Origin of the sequence: Nocardioides sp. (assembly GCF_041393715.1) — a bacterium.
In the GTDB taxonomy this organism is placed as follows: Bacteria; Actinomycetota; Actinomycetes; order Propionibacteriales; family Nocardioidaceae; genus Nocardioides.
The window spans coordinates 161,287-185,127 of the sequence record NZ_JAWKJQ010000006.1 but is presented as its reverse complement, the minus strand read 5'-3'; the positions used below and the strand labels follow the sequence as shown (position 1 = coordinate 185,127).

The 23,841-nt window shown below is 72.6% G+C and carries 24 protein-coding genes, 2 tRNA genes and 1 other RNA gene; 16 read left to right on the top strand and 11 right to left on the bottom strand.

Annotation, left to right across the window (positions count from 1 at the left end; translation table 11 throughout):
* Window positions 1-2 precede the first annotated feature (2 nt).
* Window positions 3-91 (bottom strand) — tRNA-Ser (locus R2740_RS11520).
* Between the two features lie 258 nt (window positions 92-349).
* On the opposite strand from R2740_RS11520, the gene ffs reads away from it, so the two are divergent.
* The 8 genes from ffs to R2740_RS11480 all read left to right on the top strand — a co-directional run bounded on the left by ffs (window position 350) and on the right by R2740_RS11480 (window position 7,694).
* An RNA gene (gene ffs, locus R2740_RS11515) (signal recognition particle sRNA small type) lies at window positions 350-440 on the top strand.
* Window positions 441-573: 133 nt separating this feature from the next.
* On the top strand, window positions 574-1,362 hold the full coding sequence (locus tag R2740_RS11510) for a metallophosphoesterase (RefSeq protein WP_371302821.1): 789 nt from the start codon (window positions 574-576) through the stop codon (window positions 1,360-1,362).
* Window positions 1,363-1,498: 136 nt separating this feature from the next.
* Entirely contained in the window at window positions 1,499-3,673 is a 2,175-nt protein-coding gene (locus R2740_RS11505) for a DNA polymerase III subunit gamma and tau (RefSeq protein WP_371302820.1), read from the top strand.
* A gap of 47 nt (window positions 3,674-3,720) precedes the next feature.
* A complete protein-coding gene (locus R2740_RS11500; protein WP_371302819.1) occupies window positions 3,721-4,071 on the top strand; it encodes a YbaB/EbfC family nucleoid-associated protein in 351 nt (116 codons plus the stop codon).
* A gap of 11 nt (window positions 4,072-4,082) precedes the next feature.
* A complete protein-coding gene (gene recR, locus R2740_RS11495; protein ID WP_371302818.1) occupies window positions 4,083-4,682 on the top strand; it encodes a recombination mediator RecR in 600 nt (199 codons plus the stop codon).
* Window positions 4,675-5,307 (top strand): DUF5063 domain-containing protein, encoded by a 633-nt coding sequence (locus R2740_RS11490; RefSeq protein WP_371302817.1) that lies wholly within the window; start codon window positions 4,675-4,677, stop codon window positions 5,305-5,307. The genes recR and R2740_RS11490 overlap by 8 nt, the downstream gene beginning before the upstream one ends.
* Window positions 5,308-5,385: 78 nt before the next feature.
* On the top strand, window positions 5,386-6,657 hold the full coding sequence (locus R2740_RS11485) for an aspartate kinase (RefSeq protein ID WP_371302816.1): 1,272 nt from the start codon (window positions 5,386-5,388) through the stop codon (window positions 6,655-6,657).
* Window positions 6,654-7,694 carry an aspartate-semialdehyde dehydrogenase gene (locus R2740_RS11480; RefSeq protein WP_371302815.1) on the top strand — a complete coding sequence of 347 codons (1,041 nt, stop codon included), beginning with the start codon at window positions 6,654-6,656 and terminating at the stop codon, window positions 7,692-7,694. The genes R2740_RS11485 and R2740_RS11480 overlap by 4 nt, the downstream gene beginning before the upstream one ends.
* Window positions 7,695-7,880: 186 nt before the next feature.
* Here the strand turns inward: R2740_RS11480 and R2740_RS11475 are convergent.
* The 3 genes from R2740_RS11475 to R2740_RS11465 all read right to left on the bottom strand — a co-directional run bounded on the left by R2740_RS11475 (window position 7,881) and on the right by R2740_RS11465 (window position 9,578).
* Window positions 7,881-7,957 (bottom strand) — tRNA-Pro (locus tag R2740_RS11475).
* A gap of 149 nt (window positions 7,958-8,106) precedes the next feature.
* Window positions 8,107-9,054: a metallophosphoesterase gene (locus tag R2740_RS11470; protein ID WP_371302814.1), complete on the bottom strand. Its 948-nt coding sequence runs from the start codon at window positions 9,052-9,054 to the stop codon at window positions 8,107-8,109.
* A 59-nt stretch (window positions 9,055-9,113) separates the two neighbouring features.
* Entirely contained in the window at window positions 9,114-9,578 is a 465-nt protein-coding gene (locus R2740_RS11465) for a hypothetical protein (protein ID WP_371302813.1), read from the bottom strand.
* Window positions 9,579-9,704: 126 nt separating this feature from the next.
* Here R2740_RS11465 and R2740_RS11460 point away from each other — a divergent pair, with 126 nt between their 5' ends.
* Window positions 9,705-10,163 carry a GatB/YqeY domain-containing protein gene (locus R2740_RS11460; protein WP_371302812.1) on the top strand — a complete coding sequence of 153 codons (459 nt, stop codon included), beginning with the start codon at window positions 9,705-9,707 and terminating at the stop codon, window positions 10,161-10,163.
* Between the two features lie 81 nt (window positions 10,164-10,244).
* Here R2740_RS11460 and R2740_RS11455 read toward each other — a convergent pair whose 3' ends face one another.
* Window positions 10,245-12,659 (bottom strand): penicillin-binding protein, encoded by a 2,415-nt coding sequence (locus tag R2740_RS11455; protein ID WP_371302811.1) that lies wholly within the window; start codon window positions 12,657-12,659, stop codon window positions 10,245-10,247.
* Window positions 12,660-12,848: 189 nt separating this feature from the next.
* On the opposite strand from R2740_RS11455, the gene R2740_RS11450 reads away from it, so the two are divergent.
* Window positions 12,849-13,139 carry a WhiB family transcriptional regulator gene (locus R2740_RS11450; RefSeq protein ID WP_371302950.1) on the top strand — a complete coding sequence of 97 codons (291 nt, stop codon included), beginning with the start codon at window positions 12,849-12,851 and terminating at the stop codon, window positions 13,137-13,139.
* Window positions 13,140-13,210: 71 nt separating this feature from the next.
* On the opposite strand, the gene R2740_RS11445 is transcribed toward R2740_RS11450, so the two are convergent.
* From R2740_RS11445 to R2740_RS11435, 3 genes are all read right to left on the bottom strand, one after another.
* Complete coding sequence (locus R2740_RS11445) at window positions 13,211-14,422, bottom strand: ArsA family ATPase (protein WP_371302810.1); 1,212 nt, start codon at window positions 14,420-14,422, stop codon at window positions 13,211-13,213.
* Window positions 14,422-15,387 (bottom strand): ArsA-related P-loop ATPase, encoded by a 966-nt coding sequence (locus tag R2740_RS11440; RefSeq protein ID WP_371302949.1) that lies wholly within the window; start codon window positions 15,385-15,387, stop codon window positions 14,422-14,424. Before R2740_RS11440 ends, R2740_RS11445 begins: the two co-directional genes overlap by 1 nt.
* Window positions 15,388-15,770: 383 nt before the next feature.
* Window positions 15,771-17,138: an MFS transporter gene (locus R2740_RS11435; protein ID WP_371302809.1), complete on the bottom strand. Its 1,368-nt coding sequence runs from the start codon at window positions 17,136-17,138 to the stop codon at window positions 15,771-15,773.
* A 97-nt stretch (window positions 17,139-17,235) separates the two neighbouring features.
* On the opposite strand from R2740_RS11435, the gene R2740_RS11430 reads away from it, so the two are divergent.
* Genes R2740_RS11430 through R2740_RS11415 form a run of 4 tightly spaced genes read left to right on the top strand, consistent with a single transcriptional unit; the run spans window position 17,236 to window position 19,559 of the window.
* Entirely contained in the window at window positions 17,236-17,394 is a 159-nt protein-coding gene (locus R2740_RS11430; RefSeq protein ID WP_371302808.1) for a DUF4177 domain-containing protein, read from the top strand.
* On the top strand, window positions 17,391-17,849 hold the full coding sequence (locus R2740_RS11425; protein WP_371302807.1) for a RidA family protein: 459 nt from the start codon (window positions 17,391-17,393) through the stop codon (window positions 17,847-17,849). Before R2740_RS11430 ends, R2740_RS11425 begins: the two co-directional genes overlap by 4 nt.
* Before the next feature lies 1 nt (window position 17,850).
* Window positions 17,851-18,708 (top strand): NUDIX hydrolase, encoded by an 858-nt coding sequence (locus tag R2740_RS11420; RefSeq protein WP_371302806.1) that lies wholly within the window; start codon window positions 17,851-17,853, stop codon window positions 18,706-18,708.
* Window positions 18,705-19,559 carry an MBL fold metallo-hydrolase gene (locus tag R2740_RS11415; protein WP_371302805.1) on the top strand — a complete coding sequence of 285 codons (855 nt, stop codon included), beginning with the start codon at window positions 18,705-18,707 and terminating at the stop codon, window positions 19,557-19,559. Before R2740_RS11420 ends, R2740_RS11415 begins: the two co-directional genes overlap by 4 nt.
* Window positions 19,560-19,634: 75 nt before the next feature.
* Here R2740_RS11415 and R2740_RS11410 read toward each other — a convergent pair whose 3' ends face one another.
* The 3 genes from R2740_RS11410 to R2740_RS11400 form a co-directional block, all read right to left on the bottom strand.
* Window positions 19,635-20,984, bottom strand: a complete 1,350-nt coding sequence (locus R2740_RS11410) for a hypothetical protein (protein ID WP_371302804.1) — start codon at window positions 20,982-20,984, stop codon at window positions 19,635-19,637.
* Window positions 20,981-21,505 (bottom strand): SigE family RNA polymerase sigma factor, encoded by a 525-nt coding sequence (locus R2740_RS11405; protein WP_371302803.1) that lies wholly within the window; start codon window positions 21,503-21,505, stop codon window positions 20,981-20,983. Before R2740_RS11405 ends, R2740_RS11410 begins: the two co-directional genes overlap by 4 nt.
* 170 nt (window positions 21,506-21,675) lie before the next feature.
* Complete coding sequence (locus R2740_RS11400) at window positions 21,676-22,356, bottom strand: Crp/Fnr family transcriptional regulator (RefSeq protein WP_371302802.1); 681 nt, start codon at window positions 22,354-22,356, stop codon at window positions 21,676-21,678.
* A 164-nt stretch (window positions 22,357-22,520) separates the two neighbouring features.
* On the opposite strand from R2740_RS11400, the gene nth reads away from it, so the two are divergent.
* Both nth and R2740_RS11390 read left to right on the top strand, forming a co-directional pair.
* Window positions 22,521-23,213 (top strand): endonuclease III, encoded by a 693-nt coding sequence (gene nth, locus R2740_RS11395; protein WP_371302801.1) that lies wholly within the window; start codon window positions 22,521-22,523, stop codon window positions 23,211-23,213.
* On the top strand, window positions 23,210-23,833 hold the full coding sequence (locus tag R2740_RS11390; RefSeq protein ID WP_371302800.1) for a TlpA family protein disulfide reductase: 624 nt from the start codon (window positions 23,210-23,212) through the stop codon (window positions 23,831-23,833). The genes nth and R2740_RS11390 overlap by 4 nt, the downstream gene beginning before the upstream one ends.
* Window positions 23,834-23,841 lie beyond the last annotated feature (8 nt).

Genomic DNA, 23,841 nt, shown 5'->3' with positions numbered 1-23,841 from the left:
CTTGGCGGAGGATGCGGGATTCGAACCCGCGAGGGCTGTTAACCCAACCCGCTTTCCAAGCGAGCGCCATAGGCCACTAGGCGAATCCTCCGCAGAGGAGGGTACCCGCTGCCCGCGGACCCCGCGAAATCTCCTGGCGGTGCGCCCCGACGGTGGCGACTGGCGCGGTGGTGAGGGACTTCAGCGGCGGTCGACCACCGCGGAAGTCCCCATGCCGTCGCGGCAGTGGAGCGGCGACCGGGGAGTGTGCGCCGACGCAGACGTGGCGACCAACGCCGGCTTCGGGGAGGGAGAGGGCGGTTCCGGCATCAGTTGGCGGAGCCGGGCCGGCCTCACCTACACTCGCAGCAACCCCCCGTGTGGCGGCATCTTGCCGAACTCCCCCAGGGCCGGAAGGCAGCAAGGGTAAGCGAGCTCTGCCGGGTGCGCGGGGGGCCTCTTCGTCTCCGGGTCCAGTCGTCTCCGGGTCCAGCCCGCTGGCGTGGGTCGTGTGTTCGGCGCCGTGGGGAGTAGGACGGCTGGGACACACAACCGCCCGCGCCGACGCCTCCCCGATGGGGCAGCATGGCGCCCATGCTGGTCATCGCGCACCTCAGCGACACGCATTTCGGGGGGATCGGCGACCCGGTGGCCCGGGTGCGCCGGGTCCTCGGTCACCTGGCGAGACTGGACCCGCCCGTGGACGTGGTGGTGGTGACCGGCGACATCGCCGACCACGGAACCGCGGAGGAGTACGCCGAGGCGGCTGAGGTGCTGGGCGAGTGGCCCGGCCCCGTCCCGATGCTGCTGTGCCCCGGCAACCACGACGTCCGGCCGGCGTACGCCGCCATGCGCGGACTGCCTCCCGACCGGCCCACCGACGAGGCGCACCGGGTGGCCGGACACCTCTTCCTGATGCTGGACTCGTTGGTGCCAGCGCCGCCGGGCGGGCGGATCGACCACGGGGTGCTGGCGCCCGACTCCCTCGCCTGGCTCGATGCGCAGCTGACGGCACGCACGCCCGGCCAGCGCGCGGTGGTCTGCCTCCACCACCCGCCCGAGCCGATCCACCTCGGGCTGATGGACCCGATCCGGCTCGAGAACGCCGGCGCCCTGGCCGCCGTCCTGGACCGTCACGACGACGTGGTGGCGGTGCTGGTCGGCCACGCGCACTCCGCCTGCGCCTTCGCGTTCACGACCATGCGGCGGCCACTCCCGGTGCTGGTCCCCGGCGGCGTCGTCTCGACGGTGACCATGGACGCCGAGCCGCTGGAGGCGATCACCACCGCGCTCCCACCGACGTACGCCGTTCACTACGTCGACGATGCTCCCGACGGGTCGCCCAGGATCGTCACCCACTGGCGCAGCCTGCCGATGCCCTGACCCTCGTGCGATAGTCCGCTACGTTCGGCACCACTCCAGGGGCTCCCACCGGTGCCGAACGTAGCGGACTATCTCCCCCACGGCGTGGCCGTCACACCGCCTACCGGCCGTCGGCGTGGCTGGTTAGGGTTCAGGGGTGGACTCACCCCTCGCGCTCTACCGCCGCTACCGGCCCGAGACGTTCGCCGAGGTGATCGGCCAGGACCACGTCACGGAGCCGCTGCGGGCCGCGCTCGCGAACAACCGGGTCAACCACGCCTACCTGTTCTCCGGGCCGCGGGGCTGCGGCAAGACGACCTCGGCGCGGATCCTCGCCCGCTCTCTCAACTGCGCCAAGGCGCCGGTGGCCGACCCCTGCGGGGAGTGTGACTCCTGCCGCGACCTGGCCCGTGGCGGGCCCGGGTCGATCGATGTGATCGAGATCGACGCGGCCTCCCACAACGGCGTCGACGACGCCCGCGACCTGCGGGAGAAGGCGTTCTTCGCGCCGGTGCGCGACCGCTACAAGGTCTACATCATCGACGAGGCCCACATGGTCACGACGCAGGCGTTCAACGCGCTGCTCAAGCTCGTCGAGGAGCCGCCGCCGCACCTGCGCTTCATCTTCGCGACCACCGAGCCCGACAAGGTGATCCCCACGATCCGGTCGCGGACCCACCACTACCCGTTCCGGCTGATCCCGCCCCGGCTGCTGTCGGCCTATCTCGGCGAGCTGTGTGAGCGCGAGGGCGTCGCCATCGAGCCGGCCGCCGTGCCGCTCGTCGTGCGCGCCGGCGGCGGCTCCGCGCGCGACACGCTCTCGGTGCTCGACCAGCTGCTCGGCGGCGCGGGGCCCGACGGGGTGACCCACCGACTGGCCACCGGCCTGCTGGGGTTCACCCCCGAATCCCTGCTCGACGAGGTGGTCGACGCGTTCGCCGCCGATGACGGACAGGCCGTGTTCGGCGTGGTCGACAAGGTGATCGAGACCGGGCAGGACCCGCGCCGCTTCACCGAGGACCTGCTCCGCCGACTGCGCGACCTGGTCATCGTGGCCGCCGTGCCCGACGCTCCCGCGACCGGGCTGATCGACGTGTCCGAGGACCAGGGCGAGCGGCTGGTCGCGCAGGCGGCGCGCTTCGGGCGCACCGAGCTGTCGCGCGCCGCCGACCTGGTGGCCACCGGGTTGACGGAGATGCGCGGTGCCACCGCGCCACGGATGCTCCTGGAGCTCATCTGCGCCCGGGTGCTGCTGCCGGGCGCCGACCACTCCGCCGACGGCGTGATGGCCCGGCTCGACCGGCTCGAGAAGCGCGCGGCCATCTCCGGTACGCCGACCGCTGCGGCGCCGCCCGCCCCGGCCTCCGCTCCCCCCGCTCCCCCCGCTCCCGAGCCGCGCCCGGCGGCGACCACCCAGCCGGCGGCGCCGACGCCGCCGGTCGAGTCGGCGGTCGAGTCGCCGGTCGAGTCGGCGGTCGCCGAGGAGGCGCCCGCGCCCGCCGCGGCGCCGCCGCCGGCCCATCGCCGGGCCCACGGCCCAGCCGATCACCGGGCGATCGCCGAGTCCACGGCCGAGCCCATCGCCGAGCCCGCCGCGGAGCCTGCCGGCGGGCCCTCGGGCGGCCTGACCCTGGTCGACGTACGCCGGCTGTGGCCGGACATCGTCGAGGCCACCAAGCTGCGTCGCCGGCTCACCTGGATCCACCTCACCCAGCACGCCCAGGTGGTGGCGGTCGACGGTGCCACCCTGACCCTCGGCTTCGCCAACGCCGGTGCGCGCGAGTCGTTCCTCAAGGGCGGCAGCGTCGACATCGTCCGGCAGGCCGCGATCGACGTGGTGGGCGCCGACTGGACGATCGAGGCGATCGTCGACCCGGGTGCGCAGGCGCCTGGCGCGGCCGAGCCGTCCCGGGGCGGCGCCGACGCCCCCGCGAGTGGCGCCCCGGCTCCGGGCCCCGACGTCCAGCGGTCCGACCTCCAGCGGCCCGACCTCCAGCGGCCCGACCTCCAGCGGTCCGACCCGGCGCCCCAGGCTCCCGACGCACCACCCGACTGGGCGGTCCCCGAGCCGGCCACCGCAACGGCGCCCGGGGAAGCCCCCGAGCAGCCGAGCGCACCCCCACACCCGCAGGACCCCGGCGCCAGCGACGCCGCCCGGCAGGCGATCCGCGAGACCCGGCCGGCCGACGAGGCTGCGAGCTCCGACGAGAGCGCCGCGCGCGCCGACGCCGAGGCGCATCCCGACGACCCCGACGTCACGTCCTACGACGGCGCCGAGCTGCTCCAGCGCACCCTCGGCGCGGAGATCATCGAGGAGATCCCCCACCAGTAGCCGCGCGCCGCGCGCGGACGACCGGTCCGACCAGACAAGGTGATCCCATGACCGACAACCCCTTCGACGCCCTCGGTGGCGGGTTCGACATGAACGCCCTGCTCCAGCAGGCGCAGCAGATGCAGGACCAGCTGCAGAGCGCCCAGGCCCAGCTGGCCGAGCAGACCGTCGAGGGCTCCGTCGCCGGGGGCGCGGTGAGCGTGACGGTGACCGGGCTCGGCGACCTGGTCGGCGTCCGGGTCCGTCCTGGCACGGTCGACGGCGACAGCGCCGACGACCTGGCTGACCTCGGCGACATGATCGTGGCGGCCTACCGCGACGCCAAGTCGCAGGCGGAGTCGCTCGCCTCCGGCACCCTGGGCCCGCTGGCCGGCGGCGGCCTGCCCGGGCTGGGCTGAGGAGCCCCTCGTTGTACGAAGGTGTCGTCCAGGACCTGATCGACGAGCTCGGCCGGCTGCCGGGCATCGGGCCGAAGGGTGCCCAGCGGATCGCGTTCCACCTGCTGCAGGCCGACCCGGTCGACGTACGCCGGCTGGCCGACGTCCTCGTCGAGGTGAAGGCCAAGGTGAAGTTCTGCTCCACCTGCTTCAACGTCTCCGAGGACGACCAGTGCCGCATCTGCCGCGACCCGCGTCGCGACCCCGCGGTGCTGTGCGTGGTCGAGGAGTACAAGGACGTCGTGGCGATCGAACGGACCCGTGAGTTCCGCGGCCGCTACCACGTGCTCGGCGGCGCGATCAGCCCGATCGACGGCATCGGCCCCGACCAGCTGCGCATCCGCGAGCTGATGACCCGGCTGGCCGACGGCGCGGTCACCGAGGTCATCCTGGCGACCGACCCCAACCTCGAGGGCGAGGCGACCGCGACCTATCTCACCCGCCTGCTCAAGCCGATGGGGTTGCGTGTGACGCGGCTGGCGAGTGGACTTCCCGTAGGAGGAGACCTCGAGTACGCCGACGAGGTCACCCTGGGCCGCGCGTTCGCCGGAAGGAGATCGGCCGATGACTGACAGCGACGGGGGTCGTCTGGAGTCCGTGGAGGACCTCAGCGGCGGCCTCGACAGCGACACCGAGGACTTCGCCCAGCAGATCGCCGACCAGGTCGCGAGCTTCCTGCTCGCGCTCCGCGAGATCTCGCGCGACGAGCAGGGCGGGGCGGCGATCCCGCTGCTGCTGCTCGAGGTGAGCCAGCTGCTGCTCGCCGGCGCCCGGCTCGGTGCGCTGCAGGACTTCCAGCCGCCCACCGAGTACCAGCCCGATGTGGGACCGGAGTCCGACCTCGACGAGATGCGGCTCCGGTTCGCCCAGCTGCTCGACGCCGTCGACACCTACAGCTTCGTCTTCGACCCCTATGCCCCCGAGCTCGTCGACAGCCAGCTCTCCGACGACCTCACCAGCATCGCCACCGACCTCGAGAACGGCCTGCGCCACTTCCGCTCCGGCGACATCGCGGAGGCGCTGTGGTGGTGGCAGTTCTCCTACGTGTCGTCGTGGGGCAACCTCGCGGGGGCGGTGCTCAACGCGCTGCTCTCGGTGGTGGCCCATGACCGGCTCGACGCCGACTTCACCCTCGACGACGACGACGTCGCGGCGGCCGATGAGATACTCGGAGGCGACTCCACCGCGCCTCGGTAGACTCGTCCAGGCCGCAGCGCAGCGTGGCGGGCCCGTCGGGGGCCGTGCGGCCGACCAGACCGACCTCGAGGACCAACCGTGGGCATTGTCGTGCAGAAGTACGGCGGCTCCTCCGTGGCCGACGCTGCCGGCATCAAGCGCGTCGCGCAGCGCATCGTCAGCACCAAGAAGGCCGGCCACGACGTCGTGGTCGTGGTCTCCGCGATGGGTGACACGACCGACGAGCTGCGCGACCTCGCCGAGCAGGTGACGCCGCTGCCGCCGCCGCGTGAGCTCGACATGCTGCTGACCGCCGGCGAGCGGATCTCGATGGCGCTGGTCGCCATGGCGATCGCCCAGCTGGGCCACAAGGCGCAGTCGTTCACCGGCTCACAGGCCGGCGTGATCACCGACTCCGCCCACGGCAAGGCCAAGATCATCGACATCACACCGGGTCGGATCGTGACGGCCATCGAGTCCGGCGCGATCGCGATCGTGGCCGGCTTCCAGGGTGTCTCCCAGGACACCAAGGACGTCACCACGCTCGGTCGCGGCGCCTCCGACACCACCGCGGTCGCGCTGGCTGCCGCGCTGGGCGCCGAGGTCTGTGAGATCTACACCGACGTCGACGGTGTCTTCACCGCCGACCCGCGGATCGTCCCGACCGCCCGGCGTCTCGAGCGGGTCTCCACCGAGGAGATGCTCGAGATGGCCGCCAGCGGCGCCAAGATCCTCCACCTGCGGTGCGTCGAGTACGCCCGCCGCTATGACATGCCCGTCCACGTGCGCTCGTCGTTCTCGACGAAGGAAGGCACCTGGATCGTCCCCGCCCCAGCAGAGGAAGCATCGATGGAACAGGCCATCATCGCCGGTGTCGCCCACGACCGCAGCGAAGCCAAGATCACCGTGGTCGGCGTCCCCGACAAGGTGGGCGAGGCCGCCCGGATCTTCGAGGCGCTGGCCGCCGCCGAGATCAACATCGACATGGTCGTGCAGAACGTCTCCGCCGCGGCCACCGGTCTCACCGACATCTCCTTCACGCTGCCGCGCAGCGACGGCCAGACCGCGATGAGCGCGCTGGCCAAGATCCAGCACGAGGTGGGCTACGACAAGCTGCTCTACGACGACCAGATCGGCAAGGTCTCGCTGATCGGTGCCGGCATGCGCTCCCACCCGGGCATCACCGCGCGGTTCTTCGCCGCGCTGGCCTCGGCCGGCGTCAACATCGAGATGATCTCCACCTCCGAGATCCGGATCTCGGTCATCGTCGACGAGGCCCAGGTGGAGGCCGCCGTCCGCGCCACCCACACCGCCTTCGACCTCGACACCGAGCAGGTCGAGGCCGTGGTCTACGGCGGGACCGGCCGATGACCGCGGGGGTGCGGCTCGGCGTCGTCGGCGCCACCGGCCAGGTGGGCGTGGCGATGCGTCAGATCCTGCTGGAGCGCGGCTTCCCGGCCGACGAGGTGCGCTTCTTCGCCTCCGCCCGGTCGGCCGGCACCGTGCTGCCGTTCGGTGACCGCGAGATCGTCGTGGAGGACGCTTCGACCGCCGACCCGAGCGGTCTCGACATCGCGGTCTTCTCCGCGGGCGCGACCACCTCGCGGGCGATCGCCCCGGTCTTCGCCGCGGCGGGCGTCACGGTCGTCGACAACTCCTCGGCCTGGCGGATGGACCCCGACGTGCCGCTGGTCGTCTCCGAGGTCAACCCCGAGGCGATCCACGAGGCGCGCAAGGGCATCATCGCCAACCCCAACTGCACCACGATGGCGGCGATGCCGGTGCTCAAGCCGCTGCACGACGAGGCCGGCCTGGTCCGGCTGATCGCGTCGACCTACCAGGCCGTCTCCGGCTCCGGTGTCGCCGGTGTCGAGGAGCTGGCCTCCCAGGTCGCCGCTGCGGGCGACAAGGCGCGCGAGCTGGCCTACGACGGCGAGTCGGTGGCCTTCCCCGAGCCGGTCAAGTACGCCCGCACCATCGCCTACAACGTGCTCCCGCTGGCCGGCTCGATCGTCGACGACGGGCTGGGCGAGACCGACGAGGAGCACAAGCTCCGCAACGAGTCGCGCAAGATCCTCGGCCTCCCCGAGCTGCGGGTCTCCGGCCTGTGTGTCCGGGTGCCGGTCTTCACCGGTCACTCGCTGGCGATCAACGCCGAGTTCGCACGGCCGCTCACCGTGGCCCGCGCCCAGGAGCTGCTGGCCGGCGCCCCCGGGGTCGAGCTCAGCGACATCCCCAACCCGCTGCAGGCAGCCGGCAAGGACCCGTCGTACGTCGGCCGGATCCGGCAGGACCCCGGCGTCGACGACGACCGCGGCCTGGCGCTCTTCGTGAGCAACGACAACCTCCGCAAGGGGGCGGCGCTCAACACCGTGCAGATCGCCGAGCTGGTGGCCGCCTCGCTCTGAGGTGACTCCCGGGGCGTGCGCCCGTGCCGCCGCTAGTCGAGCGCCAGCTCGCGACGCATCACGCGCTCCTCCCCGCGATCGTCGGGGAGGGCAACCCGCTCTCCGGTGAGCACGAACCCGTGGCGACGGACACGACAAGAGGCCGTCTCCGGTGACCCGGAAACGGCCTCTGACCTGCGAAAACACTGGTCGGGCTGACAGGATTTGAACCTGCGGCCTCTTCGTCCCGAACGAAGCGCGCTACCAAACTGCGCCACAGCCCGATGCGACGACGGGCGCCGCAACCTGGGCGAGCATACCGGAGCCCGTCGGGCGTCCCGAAATCGGTTCTGGCGCGCGGACCGGCCCGGCCAGACATGCCGTCTCAATCGTGCACAAGCGCCGTCTCGGGGAGCAGGGGCGCCGTCTCGGGTCAGCGCGGCGTGAGCGTGAGCAGCGTGGCCTCGGGGCGGCAGGCGACCCGGATCCGGGCGTAGGGCGAGGTGCCGACGCCCGCGGACACGTGCAGCCAGGCGGACCCGGGGTCGCCCGCACCGGAGTCGGCGGGGTGCCGGTGCAGCCCCTTGGCGCGGGCGTTGTCGAGGTCGCAGTTGGTGGTCAGCGCGCCGGCGAACGGCAGGCAGACCTGGCCGCCGTGGGTGTGCCCGGCGATGATCGCGTCGTAGCCGTCGGCGGCGAACTGGTCGAGCACCCGGAGGTACGGCGCGTGCGTCACGGCCAGCCGGAGGTCGGCGCTGGGGTCGGCCGGCCCGGCCACCAGGTCGAGCCGGTCGTAGCCCAGATGGGGGTCGTCGACACCCGCGAACGCGATCCGCAGGCCGGCCACCATCAGCTCGTCGCGCGCGTTGGTCAGCTCCCGCCAGCCGCGCTTGGCCAGGCCCGCCTGCAGGTCCGGCCACGGGAGCGGCGGCGCGTCGATGCTGCGCCGTCCGTCGTCGGGCATCAGGTAGCGCAGGGGGTTCTTGAGCTGGGGGGCGAAGTAGTCGTTGGAGCCGAAGACGAACACCCCGGGCCGCTCGAGCAGCTCGTCGTAGGCCCCCAGCACCGGCTCCACGGCCTCCTCGTGGGCCAGGAAGTCGCCGGTGGTGATCACCAGGTCGGGGTCGAGGTCGGCCAGCCCGCGCAGCCAGTCCAGCTTGCGTCGCTGGGCAGGCGTGACGTGCAGGTCACTGAGATGGAGCACCCGCAACGGGTCGGCGCCGTCGGGGAGCACGGGCACGGTGGCATGCCGCAGGGTGTACTGCCGCGCCTCCCAGGCGGCGTACGCCGTCAGCGCGACGCCGGCGGCCGCGCCGGCGCCGAGCGCGGCGAGCAGCCGGCCCGGCCAGTCGCCGGCGCTACCTGTGTCGACCGTCCTCACCTGTCCGAGTATGTCGGACGCGGTGAAGGCGGCGCGCCGGGAGCCCGGAGCTCGCGGCCTCAGTTGCTGACGATGTAGTGGAACCCGCTGGCTGCGACGGTCCCGTTGGGTCGCTTCACGACCACCTTGGCGCAGTAGCAGTGGTTCGCCTGGTTGAAGTCCCGCACCACCGGGCCGGCGTAGTAGCTGAAGTTGCCGGCGTCGGCGGCGCCGCAGGTGCTGGTGTCGCCCCAGGTCTTGCAGAGCCTGATGCTCATGTAGTGCGGTGTGCCGCGCCACTTGTCTGCCTGCAGCATCACGCACAGCTTGCCGTCGTTGTCGGAGTACGGCTCGAAGTGCGCGAGCACGGTGTCGCCGGCCTTGTTGAAGACGGGTCCGCCGAGCAGGTCATGGGGGAACGCGCTGGCGCCCCCGGGGCACGCGGACGCCGAGGCGTACGACGCCTCGGTGGAGATGCCGATGATCGACGACCCGACCAACGCGATCAGCGCGAGTCGGACGAGCAGGCGGCGCAGCGGTCCCATGGGTCCTCCCGAGATGGATGTGGGGCGTCCCGACAATCAACCACGCCCGGTTCCCGGCGTCAACGAGTCGGTCGCTGCCTTTGGCGGCCACGGGCCACCGTGGACGGCACTGCCACAATGGCCTCCATGAGTGCCCTCAAGGACCGGCTCCGCACCGACCTGACCGCCGCGATGAAGGCCCGCGACGAGGTGCGCTCGAGCACCCTGCGCATGGTCCTGACCGCGATCACCAATGCCGAGGTGGCCGGCAAGGAGGCGCGGGAGCTCTCCGACGACGACATCGTGGGGGTGCTCTCGAGCGAGGCCAAGAAGCGCCGGGAGGCGGTCGCTGCGTTCACCGAGGGCGGGCGCGCCGAGATGGCGGCGAAGGAGCAGGCCGAGGCCGAGGTGATCGCCGACTATCTGCCGGCCCAGCTCGGTGAGGCCGAGATCGCCGACCTGGTGACGGCAGCCATCGCCCAGACCGGAGCCGCCGGCGAGGGCATGCGCGCGATGGGCAAGGTGATGGGCGTGCTCACGCCGCAGACCAAGGGTCGTGCCGACGGCGCCGCCGTCGCCGCGGAGGTACGCCGGCAGCTCGGCTGACCACGGTGTCGCGACACCCTCCTCCGCACGTCGGGGCGCGCTCTCGGGCAGGTCGCGCGGCCATCTCCCGCGCGTCGCCGGTCAGCGGCGTCCGCCGCCACCCCCGCCGCCGTTGCCGCCGCCGTTGCCCCCGCCGTTGTTTCCGCGGCCGCCGTGCTTGTTCTTCTTGCCCTTCTTGGGAGGCGCGGGGGCGTTGGAGGAGGGCACCAGCAGCACCATGCCGCCCTTGAGGACGGAGGCGCCGGGGGCGGGATAGGAGATCCGCACCGACTCGCTCGCGGAGTAGGAGTGGGTCACGTGCACGTCGATCGCGGCCTTGAGCCCCTGCGAGTGGAGCAGGGAGATCGCCTCGGACACGGTCAGCCCGGTGACCGACGGAACCGACGTCATCGGTGCGGGCTTGACGCCGCTCAGGTCGGGCGTCGGGAAGTCGACGTAGTCGAGGTCCTCGGCGACCACCCGCATCAGGTCGCCCCACTGCGGTGCGGCGTAGGCCGAGCCGCTGGCCGAGGAGATGTAGGAGCCGTGCACGACCTTGCCCTGGAGGGTGGTCGGCTGCACCTTGGCGTTGACGCCGGCGACCATCGAGGCGGCCGCGGCCTCGGGGGTGAAGCCGAGGAACCACACGGCCTTCTGGCCCTGGGTGGTGCCGGTCTTGCCGGCGGCCGGCACCCGCAGCCGCTGGGCCGAGGCGAAACCTCCGTTGATGACGCCCTCCATGATCTTGGCGACGGCGTCGGCGACTCCGGCGTCGAGGATCTGCTGGCACTCCGCGGGGTACTTCTTCAGGGTCTTGCCGTCGGCGTCGTCGATCGAGCTGACCGGCCGGCTGTCGCAGTGCTTGCCGTGCGCGGCGAAGGTGGCGTAGGCCTCGGCCATCTCCAGCGGGCTGGCGTCGGGGACGCCCAGGGTGAACGTGGGCGCCATCTCGAAGTTGCCGTTGTCCTCGGTCGGCCGCGGGTGGTCGAGATTGACCCCGAGCTTCTTGGCCAGCCGGTAGGGCTGGCAGAGGTTGGTGTAGCCCTCGAGCTGGAGATAGAAGGTGTTGACGGAGTCCTGGGTGCCGTCCCAGAGCGTCCGTGGCCCGCCGCTGGCGTTGTAGGAGATGTCGTAGTTCGCGTAGTCCTCATCGCCGTAGGCGGCGGGCTTGTCGCGGCAGTTGAGGTACTGGTCCTGGTTGGAGATGATCATGCCCGGCGACTGGATGGTGTAGTCGAGCGGGACGCCGTCGGAGATCGCCGAGGCGAGTGTGAACGCCTTGAACGTCGACCCCGGCTGGAAGCCCGCGGCCCCGCCGAGCTCCTTGGGGATCGTGAAGTTGAGGAACGTCTCGCCCTTCTTGGCGTCGAAGCCCATCGGCCGCGACTGAGCCAGGGCGAGCACCTCGCCGGTGCCCGGTCGGACCAGAGCCAGCCCGCCGACCGCCGGGTCGGTGGCGTAGACGTGGTTGGCCACGGAGGTCTCCGCGGCCTTCTGGTACTTCGGGTTCATCGTGGTGTGGATGGTCAGGCCACCGGTCTTGAGCAGCTGCTTGCGCTGCTTGACCGTCTTGCCGAGGTCCTTGTCCTGGTAGAGGTAGTTGAGGACGTAGTCGCAGAAGAACTGGGCGCTGAAGTCGAGGCAGCCGTTGTTCTCCGGCTGCACGTGCAGCCCGAGGTCCTTGTCCTTCACCCGGTCGGCCTCGGCCTGGGTGATCACCTTCAGGTCGGCCATCCGCTGCAGCACGACGTTGCGCCGCTCCAGGGCCTTGTCGGGGTAGCGGGTGGGGTCGTAGCCGTTGGGGTTGCGGACCAGCCCCGCCAGCATCGCCGCCTGGCGCAGGCTCAGCCGCTTGGCATCGGTGCCGAAGTAGTGCTTGGCGGCCGCCTGCACGCCGTAGGCCCCGTCGCCGAAGTAGGCGATGTTGAGGTAGCGCTCCAGGATCCAGTCCTTGGAGTGCTGCTCCTCGATGGCGATGGCGTAGCGCAGCTCGCGGAGCTTGCGGGCGTAGGTGTCGTCGGTGGCGGCGAGCCGCTCCTCCTTGTTCTTCGCCTGCTGGACCAGGGTCAGCTTGACCATCTGCTGGGTGATCGAGGACCCGCCCTGGACCTGCTGCCCGGTGGCCTTGTTCTTGATCAGCGCGCGCAGCGTGCCCTTCAGGTCGAGGGCGCCGTGCTCGTAGAAGCGGTAGTCCTCGATCGAGATGATCGACTCGCGCATCCGGGCGGACACGTTCTTGAGCGAGACGTTGATGCGGTTCTGGTCGTAGATGACCGCCATCGTGTCGCCGTCGGCGTCGAGGATCTTGGTGCGCTGGGCCAGCGGCTCGGTCTCGAGCTCCTGCGGCAGCTTGTCCATGGTCTTCGCGACCTCTTGCGCACCGATGCCGAGCGCCCCCGCGAACGGGATGGCGAGGCCGGCCACGATGACCCCCATGACCACGGCGACGATGCCCATCACGCCCAGGTGCGAGAGCACGCGGGCAGGGGAGAGTCGCTCCTCCGGGGGCCGGGTCATGGGCCCCAGAGTACGGGACCGGACTAGTCCCGGCCCATTTCGCGGACCATAGCGGCCTAGTCCCAACGGACTACGCCATTTGACACTCTCGGACCTGTTGTCCAGTCCACCGTTTTCTTAACTTATTGCCCTGAGGCAAGAGCGGCTGTCACCAGGACGGTCGTCGGCCCGGATGGATGTGGGGACATCATCATGTGGATTGAGGACTGGGCTTCGTCGGCCAAGTGTCGGGAGCAGGAGCCGGACGCGCTCTTCGTGCGGGGCGCCGAGCAGAACAAGGCCAAGCTGGTGTGCCGGGGTTGCCCGGTTCGCACCGAGTGCCTGGCCGAGGCTCTCGACAACCAGATCGAGTGGGGTGTCTGGGGCGGCATGACCGAGCGTGAGCGCCGTGCGCTGCTCCGTCGCCGGCCCGCTGCGTCGTGGCGCACCGTGCTGGAGGCTGCCAAGCAGGAGCACGGCAAGATCCCTGCGGTCCTCTGACCGTCGGACGTCTCCCATCTGCCTGCTGGCCGGTGGCTGCGTCGAGGAGAGGATCGGACGGACCCCTCGGCTCAGCCGCCGGCCAGTAGCGTGCCCACCTCGCGGAGCCCGTCGAGGTCGTGCACATCCGTGGACAGCGCCGGCACCACCACGGTCGGCACCTCGGGATGGGCGGCCGTGAACCGCTCCCGCAACCGCGCCTCCCGCTCCGCGAGCCGCATCCGGTCGGCATGCAGCCGCAGCAGGCCGGCCGTCGCCGACCGGCTTCTCTTCCGGTCCAGGCGCGTCGCCGCGGCCAGGGCCTCCTCCGCGTCGAGGTCCTCCGGTGAGGTCGCCGTCGCCCGGTTGACCACCAGCCCGGCGAGCGGCATCTGGTCCTCGCCGAGGCGCTCGACGAAGTACGCCGCCTCGCGCAGCGCGTCGGGCTCCGGCGCGGCGATCACGAGGAACGCCGTACCCTCCGACTGCAGCAGCCGGTAGGTCTGCTGGGCGCGCTGTCGGAACCCGCCGAACAGGGTGTCGAAGGCGGCCACGAAGGTCTGCATGTCCTGGAGGACCTGGGCGCCCAGCACCTTGGTCAGGGTGGAGGTGACCACGCCCAGCCCCGCGGTCATCATCCGCGCGGGTCCCCGGGCCGGCGCGAGCAGCAGCCGGATGAAGCGTCCGTCGAGGAAGCTCGAGAGCCGCTCCGGGGCGTCCAGGAAGTCCAGGGCCGACCGCGAGGGCGGGGTGTCCACCACGATCAGGTCGTAGCTGCCGTCGCGTTCGGCGTCGCGGGAGATCTGCCCGAGCTTCTCCATCGCCATGTACTCCTGCGTGCCCGCGAACGAGCTCGACAGCGCCTGGTAGAAGGGGTTGTCGAGGATCTGCTGGGCCTTCTCCGGGTTGGCCTGGCTCTCGACCACCTCGTCGAAGGTGCGCTTCATGTCGAGCATCATGGCGTCCATCCGAGGGGCGTCGACGGGTCGCTTGCGCGAGCCCTTCGGCCAGGTCAGCCCTGGCACCGGGCGGGGCGTGTTGTCGAGCACCTCGATGCCCATCGACTGTGCCAGCCGCCGGGCCGGGTCGATCGTCAGCACGACGACGTGGCGCCCGCGCTCGGCGGCGCGCAGCGCCAACGCGGCCGAGGTCGTGGTCTTGCCGACGCCGCCGGACCCGCAGCACACGATGATCCGGGTGTCGGGGTCGTCGAGCAGTTCGTCGACGTCGAGCGGCGGCGCCTGCCGCGCCGTCGACGCGAGCGGGCCCACCCGGAGCCGCCGTCGGTCGCCCTGGGGCGTCATCACATCCCCTGTTCGCGCAGCCGGGCGGCCAGCTCGTAGAGCCCACCGAGGTCCACGCCGCCGGCCAGCCGCGGCAGCTCGTACGTCGGCCGGTCCAGCGCGGCGACCCGGGACCGCTGCTCGTCCTCCAGTGCCCGCCGCTCGGCGTGGTCGCGAGCCTCCTCGGTGAGCTCGGCGACGAGGGTGTCGCCGGCCTCGACGCCGGCCGCCGCCAGGTCGGCCGCGATGCGCGGTCCGTCGAGCCTGCCCGCGAGCGCGTCGGCGAGCGAGGTGTCGTCGAGCTCGTCGGGTCGCACCTGGTTGACCATGACCGCCCCGACGGGCAGCTCCGCTGCGCGCAGCTCCTCGATCGCGTCGGCCGTCTCCTGCACCGGCATCTCCTCGAGGAGCGTGACCAGGTGCACCGCCGTGCGGGGCGAGCGCAGCAGCGTCATCACCGAGTCGGCCTGGTGCTTGATCGGTCCCATCCGCGCCAGCCCGGCCAGCTCGGTGTTGACCCCGAGGAACTGCACGATGCGGCCGGTGGGAGGCGCGTCGAGCACCACGGCGTCGTACTGGGTGGCCCCGCGGTTGCGGCTGTTGCGCTTGACCGCCTCGTAGACCTTGCCGGTGAGCAGCACGTCGCGCACGCCGGGGGCGATCGTGGTCGCGAACTCGACGACGCCGAAGCGGTCGAGGACCCGGCCGGCGCGGCCGAGCTTGTAGTACATCGAGAGGTACTCCATCAGCGCCGACTCGGGGTCGATGTGCAGCGCGTGCACGGCGCCCGCCCGGCCGTCCGCCCCCGCGAGCCCGGTCGCGATCCGGCGCTCGGCGTAGGGCAGCGGGTCGACGTCGAACATCCGGGCGATTCCCTGCCGGCCCTCCACCTCGCAGAGCAGCACCCGGCGCCCGTGGGAGGCCAGGGCGAGGGCCAGCGCGGCGGCGACGGTGGACTTGCCGGTGCCGCCCTTGCCGGTGACCACGTGCAGCCGGACCTCGGCCCAGCGGTCGTCCTGAGGGCCTCGCTGGGGGGCCCGGCCGGCCGCGCTCGTCGCCACGTCTCCACCCTAGTGTCGGGGGTGAGAGGCTCCACGGCCGCTCGGCGGCGGCCGCTCGTCGAGGCTCTGGTCTAGCCGTGGCGGCCGGGTCGGTAAAGAAGACGCGTGTTCCGCACCGAGGGATGCCCACGGCCGGATACAACTTCTCCATCGGGCCTGCACGAGGGCCCGGCACCCGGGCCCCACGAGGCCCTTCGGACGCCGCTGCGATCACCCCACGTCGTAGCGGCGTCCGCTGTTTTCCCATCGTTTGCTGCGGTCTGTCCCTCGACACGCCGGTGGCGGGGCCCTCTGGAGCACACGATGGGTCAGGCGGCGGCCGGGAGCGGGCGTGCCCGCGTGGCGGCGACGACCGCGAGCAGGGCCCAGCCCACCGCGCCGGCGTACACCGCGGAGAAGGACGCCTCGGTGGCGAACAGCACGCCGCTGACGGCGAGGGCGAGGGCGCCGCCCAGTGAGTCGGCCACCGACAGCGCGGAGGAGTTGAAGCCCCGGTCGCGGTCGTCGGAGGCGGACAGGGTGGCCACGCTGGTCCTCGGGTAGCCGATCCCCATGCCCGCCGCGGAGAGGCCGTACGACGACACCAGCGCCGCCGCGGGCGCGTCGAGGGCGACCGCGGCGAACGCCCCGGCGACGCCGAGGGTGAGCCCCGCGGCGCCGACCAGGATCGCCCGCTGGTCCGTCCACCGGTCCCGCAGCCGGGCCTGCACGTGGCTCGCCAGTGTCCAGGACAGGCCGGCCGCCGCCAGCGCGGCACCGGCGGACGTCGGCGACCACGCCCACTGCTCCTGGAGGACGAATGGCAGGTAGGCCTCGGCGCTGAAGAAGCCGGCGCTGAGCATCCCCCGCGCCAGGATGACGCTGGGGAGCCCCGGGGCGGCGCGCAGCGTGCGCGGCGGCACCAGCGGGCGGACGGCGACCAGCACCAGGACCCCGGCCAGCACGGAGAGCGCCAGTGCTCGCTGCCCGACGAGGTCCAGCGCGAGCACCGCCACGGCGGCCACCACGGCCCACCCCAGACGGCGACCCCCGGGGTCGCCCGGCCGGGCCGGGTCCGGTTCGGTCGGGGGCGGCAGCGCGCGCACCGCCGGCAGCACCAGCACCGTGGCCAGGCCGACCAGAGCGACCACGCCGAGGAACACCCAGCGCCAGCCGACCAGGCCCGCGACCCAGGCCGCCGCGCTGGGACCCACGAGCGAGGGCAGCACCCAGGCGGCCGCGAAGCTGGCGAACAGGGCCGGTTGCAGCGCCGTCGGGAAGACCACGCCGACCACCACGTAGAGCCCCACGGTGAGGCCGCCGCCCCCCAGCCCCTGCAGCAGCCGTCCGGCCACCAGGACGGGCATCGTCGGCGCGAGCCCGCAGACGACCAGCCCCACGGTGAACGCGCCGATCGAGGCGAGCAGGGGCGTTCCCGGCCCGCGCCGGTCGCTCCACCACCCGGTGAGCACCATGCCGACCACCCCGCTGGCCAACGGCGCGGCGAAGCTCAGGGCATAGAGGCGGACGCCGTCGAGCTCGCGGGCGACGCCGGGCATCACGGTGGTCACCGCGAGCGCCTCGAAGGCGGAGAAGAACACCAGTGCGAACATCCCGGCCGTGGTGGCGGCGTACCGCGAGGAGAGCAGGCCCTCCCGGACCTGCGGCGCGCTCGGGGCGGGAGGGCTGGTGGTCACGAGGAGATGCTAGGAGCTCAAGCAGGGTTGAGCTCAAGCGGATTCGGGCGCCTCCCGGCCGTCCGGGGGACGGTGGCGTCAGGAGTAGGGTCGCCCCATGACCAAGTGGGAGTACCTCACCGCGCCGATCCTGGTGCATGCGGCCAAGCAGATCCTCGACAACTTCGGTGCCGACGGCTGGGAGCTGGTGCAGATCGTGCCGGGCATGAACCCCGAGAACCTCGTGGGCTACTTCAAGCGGCCGGTGGCGTCGTGACCGGGCCCGAGGAGCGGCTCGCGGAGCTCGGGCTGACGCTCCCCGAGGTGGTTCCTCCTCTCGCTGCCTACCAGCCCACGGCCCGGTCCGGGAACCTGGTGTTCACCGCCGGCCAGCTCCCGGCGCGTGACGGCGCGATGCTGGCGACCGGCAAGCTCGGTGCGGAGGTGAGCGAGGAGCAGGGCTACGAGTGCGCGCGGCAGTGCGCCCTCAACGCGCTGGCCGCCGTGGCTGCCGAGGTCGGTGGGCTGGACGCGGTCAAGCGGGTCGTGAAGGCCGTGGTGTTCGTCGCCTCGACGCCCGACTTCACCGCGCAGCCCAAGGTCGCCAACGGCGCCTCGGAGCTGCTCGGCGAGGTCTTCGGCGACGCGGGTCGCCACGCGCGGTCCGCGGTCGGGGTCGCCTCCCTGCCGCTCGACGTGCCGGTCGAGGTCGAGCTGGTCGTCGAGGTCTGAGGTGCGGCTGCCCCTGTCGTCGGCGCTGGCCGACCGGGCTCGGGAGTACGCCGCCGGCGTGCGCAGCCCGGTGGAGCCCCGGCAGGCGGCCACCGTCGCGCTGCTGCGCCCCGGGGCGGGCGGGCCCGAGGTCTACCTGCTGCGGAGACACTCGGGGATGGCCTTCGCCCACGGGATGTACGTCTTCCCCGGCGGCGGCGTCGACCCGCGCGACGACGAGGAGGTCGGCTGGGCCGGCCCCGGGCCGGAGGTCTGGGCCGCCCGGCTGGGTGTCGACGAGGCGCTCGCCCGCGCGTTGGTCTGTGCGGCGGTGCGGGAGACGTTCGAGGAGTCGGGGGTCCTGCTCGCCGGGCCCGACGGTGCGTCGGTGGTCGCCGACACGACCGGCGACGACTGGGAGGCCGACCGCCTGGCACTCGAGGCCCGCGAGCTGTCGCTGACCGACCTGCTGCGCCGGCGCGGCCTGGTGCTCCGGGCCGACCTGCTGGGCGCCTGGTCGGGCTGGCTGACCCCGGAGTTCGAGCCGCGCCGCTATCGCACCTGGTTCTTCGTGGCCGAGCTGCCGGCGGGCCAACGGACCCGCGACGTCTCGACCGAGTCCGACGCGGTGGCCTGGCTGCCGCTCGCGGGCGCGGTGGCCGGCGCCGACGCCGGGGAGATCGCGATGCTGCCGCCCACCTATCTCACCTGCCTCGAGCTGGCGTCGTACGCCGGCCCGGAGGAGGCGCTGGCCGCCTGTGAGGGACGGATGGTGGAGATGTTCATGCCCGAGCTGGTCGACGACCCGGAGCCGGCGTTGTCGAACCCGCCCTGGCTCGACGGGCTGATCGCGGCACACCTCGGCGAGGGGCGGTCATGACGTCCCCTGCCGGGTGGGCCGGTGGGTCCTTCGGCGCCGCGAGCGCCTGCGTGCTGGCCCCCAACCCGGGCCTCATGACGCTCGACGGCACCAACACCTGGGTGCTGCGCGGCGCGCCCGACGGGCCGTCGTACGTCGTGGACCCGGGGCCGCTCGACGAGAGCCATCTGGCCGCCGTGGCGGAGGCTGCCGGCGAGGTGCGCGGGGTGCTGCTCACCCACGGGCATGCCGACCACTCCGAGGGCGCGCGGGCGTTTGCCGAGCGCGTCGGCTGCGGGGTGCGCGCGCTCGACCCGGCCCATCGGCTGGGTGAGGAGGGGCTCGGCGAGGGCGATGTCGTCGAGCTCGGCGGCTGGGAGGTGCGCGTGGTGGCGACGCCCGGCCACACCTCGGACTCGCTGTCCTTCCTGCTGCCGGCCGAGGGGGCGGTGCTGACCGGCGACACGGTGCTCGGCCGCGGCACCACCGTCGTCGCGCATCCCGACGGGCGGCTCGGCGCCTATCTCGACTCGCTGGACCGGCTCCACGCGCTGGCGGCGGCCCACGAGGTGAGCGCGATCTGGCCCGGCCACGGGCCGGTGATCCCCGAGGCGCTGCCGGTGCTGGACTACTACGTGGCCCATCGGCGCGAGCGGCTCGAGCAGGTGCGGGAGGCGGTCCGGGAGCTGCGCGCCGACCCGGCGACGTACGTCTCGCTCACCGGCCCCGACCCGTTGGCCGACGACAGCGGGCTGCCTCGGGCCGTCGTGGAGATCGTCTACGCCGACGTCGACGAGGTCCTCTGGGGAGCCGCCGAGCTCTCCGTCCGGGCCCAGCTCACCTATCTCTTCTCCCGCGGCCTGGTGGGATAGTCCGCTACGTTCGGCACCACTCTGCGGGGCTCCACTGGTGCCGAACGTAGCGGACTATCGCCAGGGGGGATCAGGTCAGGGCCGGGGCAGCCGGCGCCGACGTACGACGAGGGCCACGGCCAGCGCCAGCACGAGTGCGGAGAGCCCAGCCACCAGGAGCGTCCCGGCAAACGACCACGGTCCAGGACGGGAGACCGTGGGGCGGTCCAGCGTCATCAGGTCGGTCGCCACCTCGAGGTGTCGAACCGACTCGGGATCGTCGATGTGCGTGACCTGCCGGGTGTCGCCGCTGGTTGCGCGGATGTCGACGATCGCCAGGCTCAGGCTCTCCACCGGGGTGTAGTCGCCCTCCCGGTCGCCATAGCCGGTGACCTGGACGAGGGCATGGCTGTCGTCGATCCAGCCGACCGTTCGGGCGCTGGCACGGCTACCGGCGCTGAACTGGGGGTTCAGGTCGGCGTACTCCGGGCCGGGGAGTCCCGCTACCACCATGGCCGGCGAGGCAGCCGCGCCGCCCTCGCCCAACAGCAGGACCCGACCGTTCGGAGAGGCGGGCGCAGACTCCTGGAGGTTCTCCGGCGCGGGCGGCGACGCGGGTCGCCTTGCCCACCCCGGCAGGGTCCTGGACGCGGTTGCCCGGGAACCGAACACCCAGACCACCCCGTCCTCGTCGACCGTGATGCCTCGTGCGGCGACCGCCGGGAGGCGCTCTTGGACGATCCCGCCGGTGGTGAGGTCCAGCCTCCCGATGGCCTCGCGCCCGAAGCGCCCCTGCACGCCGACGCCGTCGCTGGAGAGTCGGGAGGCCTGGAGGCCCCGCCAGGCCAGCCATCGACCCTGCGGGCTCCAGACGAGGTCCGTGACGTCGATCCCCGCGCGGCCGTTCAGGCGATACCGCTGCAGGCGCCCCGTCGTCAGGTCGGCGACATCGAAGCCGGTCAGCACCTCCGGGCCGCCGGAGTCGTTCTCTCGCATCCAGGTGTAGGCGAGCATCGTTCCGCTGCGGTCCAGGGCCACTGCCCCGCCGTGGGGGCTCGTCAGGCCGCGTGGGAGCGGGAGAAGGCGGTAGGAACCCCTGTCGGCCGCCACCGCGACCACCCGGCGCTCCTGGTCTACATAGACGACGCTGGTGACGCCGACCGCCAAGTTTGGCGCGACCGCGAGATCGCTGCCGGGCCGGAGCCGGTCGGGGACGCCATCCGCCGGTTCGGTGCGAGGGGCCACCATCTCGGCCGCCATTCGCGAGGCCGGAGTGACCCGCAGCAAGGTGCCGGCCAGCGCCACGACCACCACGAGCAGCAACCCGGTGAGCAGGTGGTCGCGATGTCGGGCTCGGCGCCCCTGCGCCCAGGCGTCGCTGGGCAGCCGCAGCTCGGGCGCCTCGTCGCCCAGCCGCTGCAGCTGCTCCTTCAGTCGCTCGGTCATGCGCTGTCACTGCTTCCGATCAGCTCGGCCAGCTCCGGCGCGAGGGTGCGCAGCCGGCCGAGGGCCTGGCGGGTCATGGACTTGACGGCGCCGAGCGAGATGCCGAGCTCGGCGGCCGTCTGGGCCTCGGTGAGGTCCTCGAAGTAGCGCAGCACCAGGATCGTGCGCTGCCGGACGGTGAGCCGGCGCAGGGCTTCCTCGAGGGTCACCCGCAGGTCGGGATCGGCGGCCGGCGCCGGGGAGTCGTGGTCCAGCAGCGGGCTCTCCTGCCACCGCTTGCGCCGCCACCAGGAGATGTTCTGGTGGTAGAGGATGCGTCGGGCGTAGGCCTCCGGTGAGCCGTGGATGCGCTCCCAGTGCCGGGCGGTCTGCATCAGCGCGGTCTGGAGGAGGTCCTCGGCGAGGTGGTGGTCACCGGTCAGGAGGTACGCCGTCCGCCCCAGGGCGCGACCGCGCGCGGCGACGAACTCGTCGAACGAGCGCTCCGCCGTGGTCGTGGCGACCTCCCGGGTCAGGACCATGTCACCTCCTCATGAGGTACGACGTCGCAGCCGCCCTGCTCGGATGTCAGCGCGGCGCCGGTTTCGCCGAGGCAGCGACGCGCCGGCCGAGGCGGCCATAGTCCGCTACGTTCGGCACCACTCGCCCGGGGGAAACCGGTGCGATTCGTAGCGGACTATCTCCGAGGGAGTCAGCGGGCCCGTCGGGAGAGCCGGTCGACCTCCATGATCACCACGGAGCGGGGCTCCAGGCGCAGCCAGCCTCGGGACGCGAAGTCGGCGAGCGCCTTGTTGACCGTCTCGCGCGAGGCGCCGACCAGCTGGGCCAGCTCCTCCTGGGTGAGGTCGTGGTGCACGTGGATGCCGTCGTCGGCGGTGCGGCCGAAGCGGTCGGCCAGGTCGAGGAGTGCCTTGGCCACCCGGCCGGGCACGTCGGAGAACACCAGGTCGGCGACCACGTCGTTGGCCTTGCGGAGTCGACCGGCGAGCTGGGCGAGCAGCCCTCGGGCCACGACCGGGCGGCCGTCGAGCCAACGCAGGAGGTCTTCGTGGGACAGCGAGGCGAACACGGTGTCGGTCACCGCGGTCACGGTCGCCGACCGCGGACCGGGGTCGAACAGCGACAGCTCGCCGAACATCTGCCCGGGGCCGAGGATGGCCAGCAGGTTCTCGCGCCCGTCGGAGGACGTCCGGCCGAGCTTCACCTTGCCCTCGGTGACGATGTAGAGCCGGTCGCCCGAGTCGCCCTCGTGGAAGAGCACCTCCCCGCGCCGGAGCCGGGTGTCGGTCATCGAGGCACGCAGCGCGGTGGCGGCCTCGTCGTCGAGGGCGCTGAACAGCGGAGCCTGACGAAGCACGTCGTTGTTGACCACGGGAGCCTCCCCTTCCGTCTCCCGGCAGCCACCGGGTCCTCTGATCCTAGCGAGTGGCTTTGCTCACATCCGCACCGCGGTCCCCGGCCAGTCGTCGTACGGCGTCCAAGGGGCGGCGAGCGGTCGCAACCCGGGCGGTCGGCGGCTGCCCGTACCCTGGTCCGGTGCCCGAGACCGCCCTGGTGAGGCGCGCCCGCAAGATCGACCGCGTGCTCGCCGCGACCTACCCCGACGCGCGCTGCGAGCTCGACTTCGACGACCCCTTCCAGCTGCTGGTCGTCACGGTGCTCAGCGCGCAGACGACCGACCGTCGCGTCAACGCGGTGCGGCCGACCTTGTTCGCGGCCTACCCCACCCCCGAGGCGATGGCCGGCGCCTCGCGCGAGCATCTCGAGCAGATCGTCGGGCCGCTCGGCTTCTTCCGGCAGAAGACCCAGGCGCTGCTCAAGCTCAGCCAGGCGATCGTGGAGCACTTCGACGGCCAGGTGCCGCCGCGCCTCGACGACCTGGTCACGCTCCCGGGAGTCGGCCGCAAGACCGCCAACGTGGTGCTCGGCAACGCCTTCGGGGTGCCCGGCATCACCGTCGACACCCACTTCGGGCGGCTTGTCCGGAGGTTCGCCTGGACCACCGAGACCGACCCGGTCAAGGTGGAGCACGCGGTCGGCGAGCTCTTCCCGAAGCGGGACTGGACCATGCTCAGCCACCACCTCATCTGGCACGGCCGCCGCGTCTGCCACGCCAAGAAGCCCGCCTGCGGTGCGTGCCCGGTGGCCCGCTGGTGCCCCGCGTTCGGGGAGGGACCGACCGACCCCGCGACCGCCGCCGCCCTGGTTCGCACCGAGGGCCCGGCGTGAGGATCGGCCGTCTGCTGCTGGGAGTGCTGCTCGCGGCCACCCTCGCCGGCTGCGCGTCCGACCAGGGCCCGGGGCTGATCGCCGGCGGGTCGGGCGTCGACGTCGACACCCCGCAGCTGCGCGCCCTGAAGAAGCAGGCCGGCATCGCCGACTGCTCGCCCGGCCAGGGCGTGGCCGTCGACGGCGGCCTGCCCGACGTGACGCTGCCGTGCCTGGGTGGGGGTCCCGACGTGCCGCTGGGCACGCTGAGGGGCCCGATGGTGGTCAACGTCTGGGCATCGTGGTGTCCGCCCTGCCGGGAGGAGCTGCCGGTCTACCAGCGCTTCGCGGAGGAGTACGCCGGCCGGGTGGCCGTGGTCGGCATCGACTTCCAGGACACCCAGCCCCGTGCGGCCCTCGAGCTGGCCCGCGACGCCGGCGTCACCTACCCCCTGCTCGCCGACCCCGAGAGCCTGACCGAGGGCCCGCCGCCCGGCCTGGTGGCGCGCGGGCTGCCGATGGTCGCTCTGGTCGACGCCGAGGGCGAGGTGGTCCACCTCGAGGCCCGTGAGGTCACCGACGTCCGCGAGCTCCAGGAGCTCGTCTCGACCTACCTCGACATCGACGGGCCGGCCTCGTGATCCCGGCC

Bases quoted from the DNA above. Each gene is read 5' to 3' on its own strand.
- R2740_RS11510 (WP_371302821.1), top strand. From the start codon at position 574: ATGCTGGTCATCGCGCACCTCAGCGACACGCATTTCGGGGGGATCGGC.
- R2740_RS11500 (WP_371302819.1), top strand. From the start codon at position 3,721: ATGACCGACAACCCCTTCGACGCCCTCGGTGGCGGGTTCGACATGAAC.
- R2740_RS11490 (WP_371302817.1), top strand. From the start codon at position 4,675: ATGACTGACAGCGACGGGGGTCGTCTGGAGTCCGTGGAGGACCTCAGC.
- R2740_RS11480 (WP_371302815.1), top strand. From the start codon at position 6,654: ATGACCGCGGGGGTGCGGCTCGGCGTCGTCGGCGCCACCGGCCAGGTG.
- R2740_RS11465 (WP_371302813.1), bottom strand. From the start codon at position 9,578: ATGGGACCGCTGCGCCGCCTGCTCGTCCGACTCGCGCTGATCGCGTTG.
- R2740_RS11460 (WP_371302812.1), top strand. From the start codon at position 9,705: ATGAGTGCCCTCAAGGACCGGCTCCGCACCGACCTGACCGCCGCGATG.
- R2740_RS11455 (WP_371302811.1), bottom strand. From the start codon at position 12,659: ATGACCCGGCCCCCGGAGGAGCGACTCTCCCCTGCCCGCGTGCTCTCG.
- R2740_RS11445 (WP_371302810.1), bottom strand. From the start codon at position 14,422: ATGACGCCCCAGGGCGACCGACGGCGGCTCCGGGTGGGCCCGCTCGCG.
- R2740_RS11430 (WP_371302808.1), top strand. From the start codon at position 17,236: ATGACCAAGTGGGAGTACCTCACCGCGCCGATCCTGGTGCATGCGGCC.
- R2740_RS11415 (WP_371302805.1), top strand. From the start codon at position 18,705: ATGACGTCCCCTGCCGGGTGGGCCGGTGGGTCCTTCGGCGCCGCGAGC.
- R2740_RS11410 (WP_371302804.1), bottom strand. From the start codon at position 20,984: ATGACCGAGCGACTGAAGGAGCAGCTGCAGCGGCTGGGCGACGAGGCG.
- R2740_RS11405 (WP_371302803.1), bottom strand. From the start codon at position 21,505: ATGGTCCTGACCCGGGAGGTCGCCACGACCACGGCGGAGCGCTCGTTC.